This window comes from Rickettsia endosymbiont of Thecocarcelia acutangulata, from assembly GCF_964263195.1.
Lineage (GTDB): Bacteria > Pseudomonadota > Alphaproteobacteria > Rickettsiales > Rickettsiaceae > Rickettsia > Rickettsia felis.
The window spans coordinates 1,160,166-1,177,014 of the sequence record NZ_OZ181652.1 but is presented as its reverse complement, the minus strand read 5'-3'; the positions used below and the strand labels follow the sequence as shown (position 1 = coordinate 1,177,014).

Here is a 16,849-nt window from a genome sequence, read left to right as displayed (position 1 = left end):
AATATTAAATGGAGGATTAGAGATGAATCTAAATCAAAAAATAATAAAGCCAAAAATAGGATTACTAGAATTAGCTAAGAGTCTTGGTAGTATATCGTCCGCCTGTAAAGCAATGGGATACAGCAGTGACAGTTATTATAGGTTCAAAGAGCTATATGAAACTGGTGGAGAAGAGGCGTTATATGAGATTAGCAGGAAGAAGCCAATTATAGCAAATAGAGTTGAACCAGCAGTAGAGAGAGCAGTATTAGATATGGCAATAGAATACCCAGCTTATGGTCAGATGAGAGTATCAAATAAGCTTAAAAAGACTGGTATTCTTGTATCACCTGGAGGAGTTAGATCGATTTGGCTACGTAATGATTTAAATAATATCAATAAAAGACTTAAAGCATTAGAAGCAAAGATGGCTCAAGATGGTATTGTTCTTACCGAAGCTCAGTTACAAGTATTAGAGAAACGGCGTAGCGAAAAAGAAGCCCATGGTGAGATTGATACACAGCATCCAGGTTATCTAGGATGCCAAGATACATATTATGTAGGTAATTTTAAAGGTATAGGCAAGGTATATTCTCAGGTATTTATTGATAGCTATACTAGGGTCGCAGATGCTAAATTATATACTGATAAAACAGCTCTTACCGCTGCTGACATGCTTAATGATAGAGTACTGCCGTGGTATGAGAGTCAGCAAATACCAGTGCTTCGTATTCTAACTGATAGAGGTGGTGAATATAAAGGAAATATAGAACATCATGCTTTTGAATTGTTCTTAAGCATTGAGGGCATTGAACATAACACTACTAAAGCATATTCTCCTCAAACAAATGGTATGTGTGAACGTTTTAATAAAACTATGAAGCAAGAATTATTTGATATGGCTATGCGTAAAAAGATTTATACTGATCTTGATGATCTACAACTTGACCTTGATATTTGGTTAGAACATTATAATAATGAAAGACCTCATTCTGGGAAATATTGTTATGGTAAAAATCCTATGCAGACCTTCAAGGATAGTAAGAAGTTAGCTGTTGAAAAGAATAATGAAATCTTATATCTTGAATACTCATCTGACAGTCATAACTTATCAGACATTCAGATATAATTTTTATAGTGCCTGTAAGATTAAATCTTGACTTATATACAGGTAAATCTATATCAGAATTATTCCCTATTATTGCGGGTACTAGTGTCGGTGGTCTTATCGCCGCATTATTAACAATTCCGAAAGAACCAGGTTCAAAAGAAGCAAAATATAGTGCTAGAGCAGCCCTTGAGATATTTAAGGAAAGTAGCAGTGATATATTTCCTGATACTTTCTTAGGTTCGGTTAAATAGTCAAAAACCTTTCAAAGAATTATTAGAAAAATATTTAGGTGATAATAGGATGGATAGCCCTACTTCTCGCCTTGTTATTCCGGTAAATGATTTAACTAATAACGGTGGAGAATTAGAAATTTTTGACAGTTTTCACTGCTATAGTTCTCATGTTAGAGTAAAAGACGTATTACTTGCGACAACAGCCGCCCCTACTTATTTTAAGCCCGTTATGGATAAAAATGCTGTGCAAGGACATGAATATGCTTCCGGCACTCCTTACGCATATGCAGATGGGGGATTAGACGCTAACAGACCGGCAAACGAGGTTTTAAAGTTGCTTAAAAAAGGCTATATACATAAAGAACAAAGTCATATACGCGAAGAGAAAACTCTCAGTCGTGCAGAACAGAAAGAGATATTAGACAATACTATGGTTTGTGCATTCAATTTCAGTAATGACATCGAACCTACGAGTTCCATACCTAAAATCGGCTTTGACGGGGTAATAGGTTGGCTTGTGAAAGGAAAATTAGTAAGCAGGCTTATGAACAATATGGAAAATTCTTCCACTATTGAGGTTAAAAATGATTTATCCGGAGAAGATGAATTTTTTGAAATAGGATTACCTATTACGAAAGAAACCGAAAGCTTAGATGATGCAAGTCCTAAAAATATTGAAAGATTAGAAGAAATAGGACGTAAATATGTGCAGGAGAATAACGAATTAATTCAAAAATTATGTGATAACTTGCTTGATAATTTAAATAAAGAACAAGCAGCTAATCAACCTGTAGATTTAATAGATGAAGGCTTTGAAGAAGAGGATATAGCAAACAACGAGGATGCAGTTAATACACCTATAGTTCAAGCTCTAGATTCTGATGATGAAGGTTTTGAGGACGATAATGTAAGATATGAAAAAGAAGAATTATTAATCGGTATCAAGAAATTTTTAGATGCATTTAGTGAACAGAATCCGACATTAAAAAACGATATAGATAACTTTTTACAGAAAGCAGAAAATTATACATTAGAAGAAATTAAAGGATGTATTGTCAGTTTTGAACAAGCTAGCTTAAAATGGCAAGCCGAGCAAAATAGCCTTGATGTATTTAGTAGCTGTAGTATGGAAGCCTTAAAAGAGGAGATGGACCTTGAAGGGATAGACGATGAGGTCTCAAATCATGAGATTGTGGCCTGAAGAAATATAGCAAGAGTACATAATATGAATAGCAATTTCAATGCTGATCTTGTTAGATCTGTTAAATGGCATATACTTAACTTTAAAGAGAACAGAAAATAATAATTCTTAAATTAGGGGTAATAATAGATGACAGCAACTATCTTGGTAGTCGATGATACACAGCAGAATATAGAGTTATTGGAGGCTAGACTATTAAGTGAGTATTATGGGGTATTAACAGCAACGAGTGGCAAGCAAGCCTTGGAAATATTAGCCGCCAAGAATATAGATGTAGTACTACTTGATATCATGATGCCAGAGATGGATGGAAATAGATGATGATATAGGTGAGAGGATAGCGAGTGCATTGGAGGAAAATGTCTCATTAGTGCACTTGGATTTAGGTGGAAATGATGGTATTGGCAGTAAAACAGTTAACAGTTTAGCAAATGTCTTAAAAACACATCAATATCTAAAATATATAAATTTATCAGATAATAAATTAGCTATTACAGATTTAGAGATGATTCTTGGATCACTAAAAACAAATGAGGTAGTTAGTCATATTAATTTATCTGGCAATGATTTTTCAGGAATAATAACTAATGTAGATGGTAAGAAAATCATTGATCTAAATAATGTATAGAAGTCAAGATTTAATCTTACAGGCACTATAAAAATTATATCTGAATGTTTGATAAGTTATGACTGTCAGATGAGTATTCAAGATATAAGATTTCATTATTCTTTTCAACAGCTAACTTCTTACTATCCTTGAAGGTCTGCATAGGATTTTTACCATAACAATATTTCCCAGAATGAGGTCTTTCATTATTATAATGTTCTAACCAAATATCAAGGTCAAGTTGTAGATCATCAAGATCAGTATAAATCTTTTTACGCATAGCCATATCAAATAATTCTTGCTTCATAGTTTTATTAAAACGTTCACACATACCATTTGTTTGAGGAGAATATGCTTTAGTAGTGGTATGTTCAATACCCTCAATGCTTAAGAACAATTCAAAAGCATGATGTTCTATATTTCCTTTATATTCACCACCTCTATCAGTTAGAATACGAAGCACTGGTATTTGCTGACTCTCATACCACGGCAGTACTCTATCATTAAGCATGTCAGCAGCGGTAAGAGCTGTTTTATCAGTATATAATTTAGCATCTGCGACCCTAGTATAGCTATCAATAAATACCTGAGAATATACCTTGCCTATACCTTTAAAATTACCTACATAATATGTATCTTGGCATCCTAGATAACCTGGATGCTGTGTATCAATCTCACCATGGGCTTCTTTTTCGCTACGCCGTTTCTCTAATACTTGTAACTGAGCTTCGGTAAGAACAATACCATCTTGAGCCATCTTTGCTTCTAATGCTTTAAGTCTTTTATTGATATTATTTAAATCATTACGTAGCCAAATCGATCTAACTCCTCCAGGTGATACAAGAATACCAGTCTTTTTAAGCTTATTTGATACTCTCATCTGACCATAAGCTGGGTATTCTATTGCCATATCTAATACTGCTCTCTCTACTGCTGGTTCAACTCTATTTGCTATAATTGGCTTCTTCCTGCTAATCTCATATAACGCCTCTTCTCCACCAGTTTCATATAGCTCTTTGAACCTATAATAACTGTCACTGCTGTATCCCATTGCTTTACAGGCGGACGATATACTACCAAGACTCTTAGCTAATTCTAGTAATCCTATTTTTGGCTTTATTATTTTTTGATTTAGATTCATCTCTAATCCTCCATTTAATATTTATCTTATTTTACTAAATGTAAGATTAAATCTCAATTATTGCACATAATATTGATATTTTTAACTGGATTCCGTGAATAAATCATGGGATGACATCGAGCTTTTTATTATTATCTCTCTTTAGTTAGCAATGCCGAATTTTCTTTATGATTTGTTGTAATACTACACAAACGTTTATTTTCGTCTAATACTTCTAGATTTACCTCGATTAAAGGCGGGGTAAGTAAATGCTTAATAAATTTAGACCATTCTATTAAAATTAAATTGCCGTTTAATGCCTCTTCAAATCCAAGCTCGTAGATTTCCTCAGATGATTTTAGACGATACAGGTCATAGTGATAGATAGTAAAGTTAGATGCTTTATAGTCAATTGATCCCCCCTCGCCTACTGCGTTGTTCGTCTCTCTCCTATTAGTTATAGGCTTCGCTCCTCGCTCCTTGTATGCAAAGGAGGTTGAATTGACTATATATGTTTGTAGTAAGTTAAAAGTCGGGCTTATAATGTTTGTATTTTCACCGCAAAAATGTTTAATAATTTCACGGCAAAAAAATGTTTTACCGGATCCTAGGTCACCGTTAAGTAAAACTATATCATTTGGCTTTAAGCTTTGTGCTAAAAGTTTTGCAAGCTTTTTTGTCTCTTCTTCGTTATTTAATATAAGCATTTTTTAACTTGATTAATCATTTGTAAATATTGGTTCTGAAAAGTGCTTGAATTGATGTTTTTCACATTCCAGTTTTCGCTATTTAATATTATTAGTTTAGCATTTAATTTGTCGTATAATCGTGAATTTTGTTCGCTACTTAACACAAGACATTTGTTATTAGACTCTTTAATTAAATCTTCTAGCTTGCGTATATATCGTAGGCTTTTTTGGCTTTCACTATATAATTTTGAAGTTTTAATATTAGTATTAACAAAAAAATACTCGCTACTGTCACTTAATAAAATTACGTCTTTTATCGTTGCAAATTCATTATTTTTAATTTCTTGTAGCTTGTTTAATTCTTTAAGTGCTGCTGAAAGGTTATTATTAATATCTTCTTGTAGCTCAGGAAAATTTTTACTAAATATTCGTGCAAATCCCTGTAGTAAAATTCTTACATTATCAAGATCAAGCCAAATATGCCAATTATCTTTTATAGTGGTTAAAGATTTAATATCACTAATTTTAATAATGTTTTTGCTATGATTATCAATTAATTTCTCGGCAAAACCGTCAAATTGTTCATTAATATAAATAGCTATATCGGCATTTTTGACTTTTACTAAATCACTAGGTTTTATATTATAATGATGAGGACAGTCGCTACTAATAGCTAAACTTTCTATATCGGCTTTATCTTTAACAAGCATCGAAACAATACTAGCAATTGGCGTAATACTTACAACTATTTTAGGCTTAGCGTAGCTAGTAAGGCTGAAGAAGGTGAGATATAATAAAATTGTCATTGCGAGCGACTGAAAGGAGCGTGGCAATCTCAGGATTTTGGCACGAGATTGCTTCGTCAAAATTTTCAATTTTTCCTCGCAATGACGGTTTAACACACTATCTCTCATAACTTCTCCAACAACTCCAATTTACTAGGCTTGAAATCCTGCTCTATCCAAAAATTTTTTAAATATTCTAGCTTTGCTCCTATCTCTTTTTTTTCTATATTCATATTTAACAAATCATTACCGTTTACTTGGAATTTCGGACGTAATAATGTATCATATTTATAAATAAATTCTTTTACTTGTGAATGATCTAGTTTACCGATTATACAGGCTGCTAATAAATATTCCTTGTAGTTCTTTTTTTCAAACCAAATTTTTTTTATGTTAGCTTCAGAATCAGTCAGAAAGTTCGTTATAGATAATATTTGCATTGCTTCCTGTCTTGAGAATTTCCAATCGAGAAGAAGCTTTGAATTTATATTTTTTAAATTATATAGTAATAAAGCATAATTAGTTGCTAATTCTAATTCTTTAGATTGCTCAAAAAATTTTATTTCATAATTTTGGATAGAGAATATTAGTTCTAATATTCCTATTTCAAACATAGCTTCTAAAATTTGTGCCGCTCTTTTTGAAACGATAATTTGATCCATTTCGCTTTTAATTCGCTCTCGTGATAAAGTTTTTAAGTCGTCTTTTAAAGCTTTACATGCTTTGAAGCTGCCATCATCAAGTTGATTCGCATAATAGCTAGAAAACCGAAAAAAGCGTAGGATTCGTAAATAATCTTCTTTAATTCTATCTAGAGCTTCCCCTATAAATACGACTTTTTCCTGCTGTAAATCCTTAAATCCTTCAAAATAATCATATATCTCGTTCTTAAAGGGGCAATAGCTTAAAGCATTAATAGTAAAATCTCGTCTTGAGGCATCTTTGGCAAAATCATTGGTAAATACTACTTTGGCATGCCTACCGTTACATTCGATATCTTTTCTGAGAGTTGTAATCTCAAATTTTTCCTCGTTTAAAATAGCCGTAATCGTACCGAATTTTAAACCGGTCGGGATAGTTTTTATTTTAGCTCTAGATAAAATATTTGTTACTTCACTTGGCACTAGAGTAGTAGCTATATCGATATCGTAGCTATCTTTCTCTAGTAACGCATCTCGTACGCAGCCGCCTATAAGCCTTGCTTGTCCTTTTTCATTTAAAAGGCTCAAGATTTTTTTATATCCTTTTGAAGGAATTTTTAAAGTTTTATGTATAACTTGCATGGTTTGATTATACCTATAATATCTGGTAGTTTTTAAAAAGACCCTAGGGTCATCCACTCGTTCCTTTATGTCATTCCCGCGGGGCATTGTTGCGTGGATGACATCGAGTAGATTTTATCGTACATTCCTTTTTATTGCAAAAGATAAGTATAACAGGGCTTTTTTTAAAAAAATCGTGATTGATCGTTATTAAGCTCCCATGGCATTTAGCTTTGTAATTGAGATTGATATGAATTTCGGCTTTTTCACAATGATTATTGTTATTAAAATGCAATAATTGAGATTTAATCTTACATTTAGTAAAATAAGATAAATATTAAATGGAGGATTAGAGATGAATCTAAATCAAAAAATAATAAAGCCAAAAATAGGATTACTAGAATTAGCTAAGAGTCTTGGTAGTATATCGTCCGCCTGTAAAGCAATGGGATACAGCAGTGACAGTTATTATAGGTTCAAAGAGCTATATGAAACTGGTGGAGAAGAGGCGTTATATGAGATTAGCAGGAAGAAGCCAATTATAGCAAATAGAGTTGAACCAGCAGTAGAGAGAGCAGTATTAGATATGGCAATAGAATACCCAGCTTATGGTCAGATGAGAGTATCAAATAAGCTTAAAAAGACTGGTATTCTTGTATCACCTGGAGGAGTTAGATCGATTTGGCTACGTAATGATTTAAATAATATCAATAAAAGACTTAAAGCATTAGAAGCAAAGATGGCTCAAGATGGTATTGTTCTTACCGAAGCTCAGTTACAAGTATTAGAGAAACGGCGTAGCGAAAAAGAAGCCCATGGTGAGATTGATACACAGCATCCAGGTTATCTAGGATGCCAAGATACATATTATGTAGGTAATTTTAAAGGTATAGGCAAGGTATATTCTCAGGTATTTATTGATAGCTATACTAGGGTCGCAGATGCTAAATTATATACTGATAAAACAGCTCTTACCGCTGCTGACATGCTTAATGATAGAGTACTGCCGTGGTATGAGAGTCAGCAAATACCAGTGCTTCGTATTCTAACTGATAGAGGTGGTGAATATAAAGGAAATATAGAACATCATGCTTTTGAATTGTTCTTAAGCATTGAGGGCATTGAACATAACACTACTAAAGCATATTCTCCTCAAACAAATGGTATGTGTGAACGTTTTAATAAAACTATGAAGCAAGAATTATTTGATATGGCTATGCGTAAAAAGATTTATACTGATCTTGATGATCTACAACTTGACCTTGATATTTGGTTAGAACATTATAATAATGAAAGACCTCATTCTGGGAAATATTGTTATGGTAAAAATCCTATGCAGACCTTCAAGGATAGTAAGAAGTTAGCTGTTGAAAAGAATAATGAAATCTTATATCTTGAATACTCATCTGACAGTCATAACTTATCAGACATTCAGATATAATTTTTATAGTGCCTGTAAGATTAAATCTTGACTTATATACATTATAATTATGAACTATTTAATTTTTCTTTTAAATAATTTATAAACTTCTCCATCATTTCTTTTTCCTATAAGAAAAATACATGTTTTAATTTTATGTTTTTGATAAATTATTCTAAATTCTCCTACATCAACTCTATAGTATTGTTCTGTTAAACCTTTTAAAAGCTTACTATCTTAGGGTGGTTTATTAATTCATACAATTCTTTAATCTTAATTGCTATTTGCCTTGCCTGCTTTATATCTAACTTTTCAATAAACTTTTGTGAACTTTTTGATAATATTAAAGTCATATTTATTCCTTTAATATCTTGTTTAAAAAGTCCTTACTCTCTTTCTCTGATAAAAAACCGCTTTTACTTGCATTTTTTGCCTGCATTTCCCAATACATATCTTCAAGCTGATTAAATTTCTCATATTCTTCATGCGATATAAGAACCGCCGTAGGTTTACCATATTTATTTATAATTACCGGCGATTTTACCGCTTGATTCATTAAATCCCCAAAATGATTTTGAGCTTCTTTACTACTGACGCTTTTCATATTGTTACTTTATTTAGTTTGTATAATTATTATATTATCTATTATAGCTATTATCAATATGATAACTACTAATTATTAATATCTAGCTAATCAATTGTCATATAATAAAAATGCCTTTTCAATAGGAAGTAACTTTAATTCCGGTAACATAGGCATAATTAAATCTATTCCGGCTTTTTCGTTACTATTACCGTGTACCAATATAAAAGAACCGTCTTGAACTTTTTCGCCTTTAGCAAGCCATGCATTGCTGCCAAGCGGAATAAATCCCAAATCTTTTAGTTTCTCTATTAATGTTTGATCAGAAACTAATCCAGGAAAACGAAAGAAAGGCGACGGAGCAATATTATAACTTACTAATATTTTCCCTGCTTCTAATACTTCATTTTCAAAATCATCTTTATTGGAAAGAAGGAAATTATCTTCAAGAGGTTTATCTTTAAAGTAAGGATGGCTAAATGAATGATTAACCCATGTTATTTGTAAATAACCGTTTTCTTGTTGCTTTAATAACCATAAGAACTCTTCTGTATGCTTATTAATCCATAATCCTGAAACACATATAGCAATCGGAATAGGTTTATTTAGTTTTCTCGATAATTCTACGAGCTTTTTAAAAAAATCTTCTTCAAAGCTTTTGGAAGAAGGACACATATCAATTGTCAAGAACTGCCCTTTTACTTTATACATGCTACTCGTAGCACCGTAATTTTGCTGTATACTCGATGAACTTGAAAAATTGGCTAAGTCGTCTTTGTAAGTCCTCGGATGCTGAACGTTTATTATACGCTCCGCTCCTCGGCTTACAGACCGATTACTCTTTTCCAAGTTGATCTTCGTATAACCACTCTTCATTTCGTAGGAGTATATAGAGTTATATTTATTTAAAGCTTTAATATATGGAGTTTTATTTAATTTTATTAGAAGATTTTCTTTTTCTGTTTTATTCGCAGGTAAAATTACCGATTCTTGTAGGGATAACTCAGTTTTAAAAGAATTCGGTTCTACTAAAACGAAATATGATTTTTCATTATTTAAATAAGAACGAATAGCGATTTTTATTTTTTTATTCTCAGCAATTACAGGCAAAAATACTGGTTTATAATCAGTTATAATTGCTGCTTTTTCATCCGCATAACTTAAATTAAAAAACAATATTATAAAAATAAAACTTAAAATATTTCTCATTACTACCCATTCAAGCATTGTTACGTGGACCTGTTTATCCGTCATTGCGAGGAAATTACAAAATAATTGACGAAGCAATCCAGTTAAAAATTCTAATTTACAGAATTTTTTTAATTATTTAACTGGATTGCAGCAAAGCTTCGCTCCTCGCAATGACGACCCTCAGTATCCAGGCAACAACGCTTACTCTTTCATAACGCTCGTATAAAATACTGCAATTTTCTCTTTTACCTCTGCGGGGTCATTCATCAAATTAACAGCACCTCTAAACTCTGCTGAACTTGGTAAGCCGCTACTATACCAACCAATATGCTTACGAGCAATAGGTACGCCCACAGATTCGCCGTAATAATCAAGTATTGCGTTATAATGCTCGGTTACAACATTTAGCTGCTCTGCTATAGAGGGGGCAGGTTTTTCTTCACCGGTTTTAAGGTAATGTGCAATTTGTGAAATAAGCCAAGGTTTGCCGTATGCTCCTCTACCGACCATAATACCGTCTGCACCGGATTTTTGTAGAGCTTCTTTTGCTTTGGCAAAATTAGTGATGTCACCGTTAGCAATAACCGGAATTTTTACGGCTTCTTTAACTGATCGTATAAAATCCCAATCGGCATTACCGGAATAAAATTGGCATCTCGTTCTGCCGTGAACGGTAACCATTTGAATCCCTGAGCTTTCAGCAATTTTAGCCAAAATCGGAGCGTTTTTCGTATTATCATCCCAACCTATACGCATTTTAACCGTTATCGGAATCTTCACCGCTTTAACGGTAGCTTCAAAAATCTTAGCTGCCAGCTGTTCATCTCTCATTAGAGCCGAACCTGCATAACCGCCTACTACTTTTTTTGCCGGACAACCAAAATTAAGATCGATAATCTTTGCCCCCATATCCTCGTTCATTTTAGCAGCTTCAGCTATTACATTCGGCTCACAGCCGGCTAGCTGCACGCATGCACTTGTCGGATCGTCATGCACGATAGCACATTTTTGCATTGACTGCCTAGATTTTACAACCATTGCCCGACTTGCTATCATCTCAGAAACTACAAGCCCTGCACCAAATCTTTTCACCAATTTTCTAAATTCTAAGTCCGTAATATCAGACATTGGAGCAAGAATTACATTTGAAGAAAGTTCTATATTGCCGATTTTGATCATAAAAAACCGTTATAAAAATAAACGCTCATAATATCATAATTAAGTATTTTTGTCTAATATTACTAATTAAGAATAGACAAAAGCCGATTAATCTATTATAAGCTTAAGTTATATTTCTTTACTTGAGTAAAATGTCATTCCCGCATAGGCAGGAATCCACTTTGTCATACCGCAACTTGATCGCGGTATCTAATTCATTATTTTTAGACCCCGTGGTCAAGCCACGGGGTGACATCTTTTAATAGATTCCCGCCTATGTGGGAATGACATATAATTATTAAGGCCACGTAGCTCAGTCGGTAGAGCAAAGGACTGAAAATCCTTGTGTCGTTGGTTCAATTCCAACCGTGGCCACCATTTCTTATTTAAATTCCACTTTTTTATATCTTCGATTAAATATCTATTGCATTTCTAAACTTATTTTTATAATGTTAATTAACTTTAAGTTAATAAGATAATAAAGTTTAATAAGGATAAATTATGTTTACAAGTGTGAAAAAATTTTTTGGAATATATGAAGAATCAGATGAGGTATTATATAATGAATTGATATCTGTGCTAAAAAAATTAACATATGCAATACAGGCAACAGATAAAGATAAAAAAGAAGTTGAAAAATTAATTGATAAAATAAAAAATAATAATTTATTTAATCAATCCTATGAGAATGGTAATACAGCCTTAATTTTAGCTGCCGATGCAGGTTTAGAAAAAGCTTGTTTAAAACTTATTCCCAAAATGACTCCTAAGGGTATTAATACGATTGAGAATATACGTGGTCAGCCTGCATTAGTAAGGGCTATGTGGAGTGATTTAGATAATGTTTGTTTAGAACTTCTTCCCTTAACGTCAAAGGACCATATTAACGCTATTGATAACTGCGGAAGGACATTATTAATGCTTGCAACCAAAAAAGGCATGACAGGAGTTTCTCAAGAGCTTATTAAGCTGATGTCACCTGAGTTGATTATTCATGCTGATAATGAGGGGAATACGGCTGTAAATTACGCAAGTACTGACAAAGCATTTGCCGAGACAATGAATTTACTACAAGAAAAATTATTAAAAAATTTAGCTTCATTTCTAAATAAAGCTTTTTTAAATGAAGATGGTTTAGATAATTTTGTTAAAATTGCATGTATTACAAAATTTTATAAAAAATTAAAAGTAAAAGTGAATAAGGAATTATTAGAACCTTATTTACAAAAACAAAATAATAATCCTGAAACTATTATAATAACGATGGATAATTTTATGAAATCATTCCCATTTGCCCTTGCAGGAGTATGTAAAAAAATTCAACCGAATTCTGAAACTTCTTCTTTACATTTATCATGCTTACCAAATGAAGCAATATGTTGTATTATCTCTCACTTAGAAAATGAAAAATGGGGGGTAGATGTTAAGAGTTTAGGAGCAATTAATCAGTCGGCGAACTAATTTATTTTTGAAAAGTCTTAATTTCTCTCGGTTATCCCACGATTTATTCACGGAATCTAGGAAAAATAAAAGACTGGGCTTCGTGATCAAAAGCCACAAAGTGACATACCGATTCACGCAACAACGTCTCATGGGAATGACATCGAACGTGTTTTCAATTACTACCAATTAATCAGTTTTTTAAAGTAATTAATTTTATATGACAAAAAGTAATTTTCGTTACTTTTTAAAGCTCGTGTATTCAATACAAAATCATTCTTATCATAGATAAAAATTTTAACTAAGTTTAGATATAATAAAGTGCCGAGAATAATTGAACGAAATAAGCCAAGAAATGCTTTTAAAAGTTGTTTATCGATTATAAGTATAATTTTTCGGTATGGTAATTTGAATAAATTTCTGATTAATTTATAGTAAGCATATGTGTTATAGGGTTTCTTAGCTAAAATAAGCTCTATATTTACCATACCCATTCCATTCGGATAAATTTCACGTAATAAGTCTTTGTCTTTAATAATAAAATCTAGATACGGCTCAATGATAGCTGTTCTTTCTTCTGCTGTTTTAGTGTTCATAACGGCTTGTACTCCTGATTAAACTTAAATAATTCAAATTTGATCACCAAGAAGCCAATTCAAAGCCCGATTGGTGATCAGGGAGTTAGAAACACCGTCAACAAGAACAGCTGAGTAGTTTTTAGGCTTAAAGTTATACTCTAAGCCCTGAACATGACTACTACCTCCCCGACCATAAAATATCGAGGAATAAACCAATTTAACGGTGGTTTACCGCCTGTTGATAGAGGTTTCTACACTCCAGAACAACCTTAGCTGTTCCAAGATGATTCTAAGCAAAATTCTAAACAAGTCAATATGATTATTGATTTCAGAAATTGGTATTGTGCACATAGACGTCAAATCGTCATTGCGAGGAGCGAAGCATTGTTGCAATCCAGAAAAACAATAAAAAAATTCTGATTTACAGAATTTTTTTTCTTCCTTGCTTCGTCAAAACTTACAGTTTTTCCTCGCAATGACGATATCATTGTTTACTTAGCAATACCTTTATTCTATCTATAAATTTTGTTGCATAATAAAACTATCACTTATATACTGTCGCTAATGATTAATTTGCTTAAAGTTTCATATGGTAAATAGTAATTTTTATAAAAATTTAGGACCACGAAAACTAACGGCAATTATAGATTTTTTACACGACATTATAGAACCTCCTAAGATTCATGAAGATATAGCTATTCATGATATTAAAATTCTACAAGAAGCATCTTCAAACGATATTAGCTTTTTAAGCAATCCTAAATACTCCGAATTTTTAAAAACTACCAAAGCTGCCGCTTGTATAGTACCGAAAAATTTTACAGGAGAAGCAAATCCAAATACTGTTTTAATACATGCCGAGAATTCATATTTTGCTTACGGCAAATTAATAGATTTTTTCTATACTCCTATTAAATCATACCCTGCTAAAATAATGAAATCCGCTATTGTTGCAGATTCGGCGACTATCGGAAAAAATTGTTATATAGGTCACAATGTAGTTATTGAAGACGATGTTATTATAGGTGATAATAGTATTATAGAAGCCGGAAGTTTTATAGGTAAAGGCGTAAATATAGGCAGAAACGCTAGAATAGAACAACATGTTTCAATAAATTATACAATTATAGGCGATGAGGTAGTAATACTTGCAGGTGCAAAAATCGGACAGGACGGGTTTGGGTTTTCTACCGAAAAAGGCGTACATCATAAAATATTTCATATAGGTATAGTTAAAATCGGCAATAATGTTGAAATCGGTAGCAATACTACTATTGATAGAGGTTCGCTTCAAGATACTATTATAGAAGATTTATGCCGCATAGATAATTTAGTGCAAATAGGACATGGCGTAAAAATAGGCAAAGGTTCTATTATCGTAGCACAAGCAGGTATAGCAGGAAGTAGCACAATCGGCAAATATTGTGCTCTTGGAGGACAAGTAGGAATCGCCGGACACCTAAATATAGGCGACGGGACACAGGTAGCGGCACAAGGCGGTGTAGCACAAAATATAGAGGCAGGTAAAATTGTCGGCGGTAGCCCTGCAGTTCCTATCATGGATTGGCATAGACAATCTATTATTGTGAAACAATTAGTAAAGAAGCGACCTAAATAAATGATCATAGATATTACCGAAATCATGGATTTAATACCTCATCGCTATCCATTTTTATTAGTAGATAGGGTACTTGAAATTGATCTTAACAAATCAATAAAAGGTATTAAAAACGTTACTGTTAACGAACCACAATTTACAGGACATTTTCCGGCAAGACCTGTTATGCCGGGCGTTCTAATGGTTGAGGCTATGGCACAACTTGCTGCTATATTAGTTGCTAAATCGTTAGGCTCTACTAAGAATAAAGAAGTGTTTTTAATGGCTATCGAAAATGCAAAATTTCGGAGAATCGTTCAGCCCGGGGATACTATGTATATCCATGCTACTATTGACCAACAAAGAGCTAATGTGTGGAAATTTTCAAGTACGGTTACGGTTGAAGGTGAAATGGCTGCAGAAAGTAAATTTACCGCAATGATTAAAGATAAATCGTAAGGGATATAGTGTCAAATTCTAATATACATACGACTAGTTTAATCGCAGAAGGGGCAAAGCTCGGTAAAAACGTAAAAATTGGACCGTATTGTATTATAGGTCCTGAAGTTGTGCTTCGTGATAATGTAGAGCTAAAATCTCATGTGGTAATTGAAGGTATTACTGAAATCGGTGAAAACACTGTACTCTACCCTTTTGCATCAATCGGTCAACCTCCGCAAATCTTAAAATATGCTAATGAGCGATCAAACACAATAATCGGCTCTAATAATACTATTAGAGAATATGTTACGGTACAAGCAGGAAGCCAAGGCGGCGGGATGGTGACAAGAGTAGGAAATAATAATTTATTTATGGTCGGCGTTCATATAGGTCACGATTGTAAAATCAGCAATAACGTAGTATTTGCTAATTACGTAAGCCTAGCAGGTCATATTGAGGTAGGTGATTATGCGATAATCGGCGGGCTGTCTGCCGTACATCAATATGCTAGAATCGGTGAATATTCGATGATTGGCGGGCTATCACCGGTCGGAGCAGACGTAATACCGTTCGGGCTTGTAAGTAGTAAACGTGCGGTGCTTGAGGGCTTAAACCTAATCGGAATGAATAGAAAAGGGTTTGATAAAGCAGACTCTTTAAGTGCCTTAAAGGCTATCGAAGAAATTTTCTCAGGTGAAGGTAATTTTGCTGAACGTATTAAACAAGTTGCCGAGAAATATAAAAATAATTCTATAGTAATGCAAATTATCGATTTTCTTAATCAAGATAGTAGTAGAGCATTTTGTCGTTTTAAGAAGTGAATTTATTTAACTAGCAATGTGTTACAATTAAATATTATAAGCAAAGTTATTTTAATTTATTAAAAAGGATAAAAAGTATTACAACTAGTATACGTTTAGAAATAAATTTAAGTAAAAAACTTGAAAAAGCAGCTCATGATTTACACCGTGGCAAAAGCTGAATAATTAGTGAAGCAATACGTATCTATCTTAAACAACTAGAAAATTCAGACCTAACCAAAGAAGCTAGACGTCAATCCTTATTAGCTAGTAAAGAAAACAATCCTGATGCCGATTTGTGGTTAAAGCACAATGAAGAAAGTTGGCTAGATGAATGGAAATAATAGAAATTAAAAAAGGATATATTGTTGCTTGTGTAATATCCAGAGATTATGGTAAACCTCGTCCCGCTGTTGTTGTTCAATCTAACTTATATAAAAATCATTCCAGTATAACAGTTTGCCCTCTAACAACGGATTTAACAGATGCCCCAGCTTTTCGTCTGTTATCGACTCCTACAAAACTGAATGGTCTTAATTTAGAATCTCATATTATGGTTGATAAAATTAGTGCTATAAGAAGTGATAAAATTCAAAAAAAATTGGTGAATTGTCACCTAAACAACTAGAAGAGTTAATTGAAGCTATTAAATCA

General features: G+C 32.9%; 16 protein-coding genes, 1 tRNA gene and 5 pseudogenes. 12 read left to right on the top strand and 10 right to left on the bottom strand.

Annotation, left to right across the window (positions count from 1 at the left end):
- The first annotated feature begins 22 nt into the window (after window positions 1-22).
- From ACE38Q_RS06420 to ACE38Q_RS06405, 4 genes and pseudogenes are all read left to right on the top strand, one after another.
- Entirely contained in the window at window positions 23-1,108 is a 1,086-nt protein-coding gene (locus ACE38Q_RS06420; protein ID WP_500190586.1) for an IS481 family transposase, read from the top strand.
- Window positions 1,109-1,143: 35 nt separating this feature from the next.
- Window positions 1,144-2,524 (top strand): annotated as a pseudogene (locus ACE38Q_RS06415) (patatin-like phospholipase family protein); the annotation flags it as partial.
- A 129-nt stretch (window positions 2,525-2,653) separates the two neighbouring features.
- Window positions 2,654-2,836, top strand: a pseudogene (locus ACE38Q_RS06410) (response regulator); the annotation flags it as partial.
- On the top strand, window positions 2,832-3,152 hold the full coding sequence (locus ACE38Q_RS06405; protein ID WP_500190596.1) for a hypothetical protein: 321 nt from the start codon (window positions 2,832-2,834) through the stop codon (window positions 3,150-3,152). The pseudogene ACE38Q_RS06410 and the gene ACE38Q_RS06405, both read left to right, overlap by 5 nt.
- A 34-nt stretch (window positions 3,153-3,186) precedes the next feature.
- Here the strand turns inward: ACE38Q_RS06405 and ACE38Q_RS06400 are convergent, their stop codons facing one another.
- The 4 genes from ACE38Q_RS06400 to ACE38Q_RS06385 all read right to left on the bottom strand — a co-directional run bounded on the left by ACE38Q_RS06400 (window position 3,187) and on the right by ACE38Q_RS06385 (window position 7,008).
- Window positions 3,187-4,272, bottom strand: a complete 1,086-nt coding sequence (locus ACE38Q_RS06400; protein ID WP_500190594.1) for an IS481 family transposase — start codon at window positions 4,270-4,272, stop codon at window positions 3,187-3,189.
- Between the two features lie 131 nt (window positions 4,273-4,403).
- The gene (locus ACE38Q_RS06395) at window positions 4,404-4,958 is read right to left on the bottom strand and encodes a tRNA (adenosine(37)-N6)-threonylcarbamoyltransferase complex ATPase subunit type 1 TsaE (RefSeq protein WP_500190592.1); all 555 of its coding nucleotides are present in this window, start codon (window positions 4,956-4,958) and stop codon (window positions 4,404-4,406) included.
- Complete coding sequence (locus ACE38Q_RS06390; protein ID WP_500190590.1) at window positions 4,946-5,854, bottom strand: metal ABC transporter solute-binding protein, Zn/Mn family; 909 nt, start codon at window positions 5,852-5,854, stop codon at window positions 4,946-4,948. Before ACE38Q_RS06390 ends, ACE38Q_RS06395 begins: the two co-directional genes overlap by 13 nt.
- Complete coding sequence (locus tag ACE38Q_RS06385) at window positions 5,851-7,008, bottom strand: CCA tRNA nucleotidyltransferase (protein ID WP_500190588.1); 1,158 nt, start codon at window positions 7,006-7,008, stop codon at window positions 5,851-5,853. The genes ACE38Q_RS06390 and ACE38Q_RS06385 overlap by 4 nt, the downstream gene beginning before the upstream one ends.
- Before the next feature lie 334 nt (window positions 7,009-7,342).
- Here ACE38Q_RS06385 and ACE38Q_RS06380 point away from each other — a divergent pair, with 334 nt between their 5' ends.
- On the top strand, window positions 7,343-8,428 hold the full coding sequence (locus tag ACE38Q_RS06380) for an IS481 family transposase (protein WP_500190586.1): 1,086 nt from the start codon (window positions 7,343-7,345) through the stop codon (window positions 8,426-8,428).
- 200 nt (window positions 8,429-8,628) lie between these two features.
- Here the strand turns inward: ACE38Q_RS06380 and ACE38Q_RS06375 are convergent, their stop codons facing one another.
- The 5 genes and pseudogenes from ACE38Q_RS06375 to dusB all read right to left on the bottom strand — a co-directional run bounded on the left by ACE38Q_RS06375 (window position 8,629) and on the right by dusB (window position 11,360).
- Window positions 8,629-8,760 carry a hypothetical protein gene (locus ACE38Q_RS06375; protein WP_500190583.1) on the bottom strand — a complete coding sequence of 44 codons (132 nt, stop codon included), beginning with the start codon at window positions 8,758-8,760 and terminating at the stop codon, window positions 8,629-8,631.
- Window positions 8,761-8,771: 11 nt separating this feature from the next.
- Window positions 8,772-8,858 (bottom strand): annotated as a pseudogene (locus tag ACE38Q_RS06370) (type II toxin-antitoxin system Phd/YefM family antitoxin); the annotation flags it as partial.
- A 24-nt stretch (window positions 8,859-8,882) separates the two neighbouring features.
- Window positions 8,883-8,963: pseudogene (locus ACE38Q_RS06365) on the bottom strand (type II toxin-antitoxin system prevent-host-death family antitoxin); the annotation flags it as partial.
- 138 nt (window positions 8,964-9,101) lie between these two features.
- A complete protein-coding gene (locus tag ACE38Q_RS06360; protein WP_500191361.1) occupies window positions 9,102-10,199 on the bottom strand; it encodes a palindromic element RPE5 domain-containing protein in 1,098 nt (365 codons plus the stop codon).
- A gap of 183 nt (window positions 10,200-10,382) precedes the next feature.
- Window positions 10,383-11,360, bottom strand: coding sequence for a tRNA dihydrouridine synthase DusB (gene dusB, locus ACE38Q_RS06355; protein ID WP_500190581.1), 978 nt, complete (start codon window positions 11,358-11,360; stop codon window positions 10,383-10,385).
- A gap of 281 nt (window positions 11,361-11,641) precedes the next feature.
- On the opposite strand from dusB, the gene ACE38Q_RS06350 reads away from it, so the two are divergent.
- Together ACE38Q_RS06350 and ACE38Q_RS06345 are read left to right on the top strand one after the other, a co-directional pair.
- Window positions 11,642-11,717, top strand: a tRNA-Phe gene (locus ACE38Q_RS06350).
- 123 nt (window positions 11,718-11,840) lie between these two features.
- Window positions 11,841-12,800: an ankyrin repeat domain-containing protein gene (locus ACE38Q_RS06345; protein WP_500190579.1), complete on the top strand. Its 960-nt coding sequence runs from the start codon at window positions 11,841-11,843 to the stop codon at window positions 12,798-12,800.
- Between the two features lie 161 nt (window positions 12,801-12,961).
- Here the strand turns inward: ACE38Q_RS06345 and ACE38Q_RS06340 are convergent, their stop codons facing one another.
- Window positions 12,962-13,375 (bottom strand): hypothetical protein, encoded by a 414-nt coding sequence (locus tag ACE38Q_RS06340; RefSeq protein WP_500190577.1) that lies wholly within the window; start codon window positions 13,373-13,375, stop codon window positions 12,962-12,964.
- Window positions 13,376-13,946: 571 nt separating this feature from the next.
- Here ACE38Q_RS06340 and lpxD point away from each other — a divergent pair.
- From lpxD to ACE38Q_RS06315, 5 genes and pseudogenes are all read left to right on the top strand, one after another.
- Window positions 13,947-14,975 (top strand): UDP-3-O-(3-hydroxymyristoyl)glucosamine N-acyltransferase, encoded by a 1,029-nt coding sequence (gene lpxD / locus ACE38Q_RS06335; protein WP_500190575.1) that lies wholly within the window; start codon window positions 13,947-13,949, stop codon window positions 14,973-14,975.
- Window positions 14,976-15,413 carry a 3-hydroxyacyl-ACP dehydratase FabZ gene (gene fabZ, locus ACE38Q_RS06330; RefSeq protein ID WP_011270364.1) on the top strand — a complete coding sequence of 146 codons (438 nt, stop codon included), beginning with the start codon at window positions 14,976-14,978 and terminating at the stop codon, window positions 15,411-15,413. It begins immediately after the preceding gene.
- 8 nt (window positions 15,414-15,421) lie between these two features.
- The gene (lpxA, locus tag ACE38Q_RS06325) at window positions 15,422-16,216 is read left to right on the top strand and encodes an acyl-ACP--UDP-N-acetylglucosamine O-acyltransferase (protein WP_500190573.1); all 795 of its coding nucleotides are present in this window, start codon (window positions 15,422-15,424) and stop codon (window positions 16,214-16,216) included.
- Between the two features lie 68 nt (window positions 16,217-16,284).
- Window positions 16,285-16,539, top strand: a pseudogene (locus ACE38Q_RS06320) (CopG family ribbon-helix-helix protein).
- The gene (locus tag ACE38Q_RS06315) at window positions 16,530-16,823 is read left to right on the top strand and encodes a type II toxin-antitoxin system PemK/MazF family toxin (RefSeq protein ID WP_500190572.1); all 294 of its coding nucleotides are present in this window, start codon (window positions 16,530-16,532) and stop codon (window positions 16,821-16,823) included. The pseudogene ACE38Q_RS06320 and the gene ACE38Q_RS06315 overlap by 10 nt, the downstream one beginning before the upstream one ends.
- Window positions 16,824-16,849: the final 26 nt, after the last annotated feature.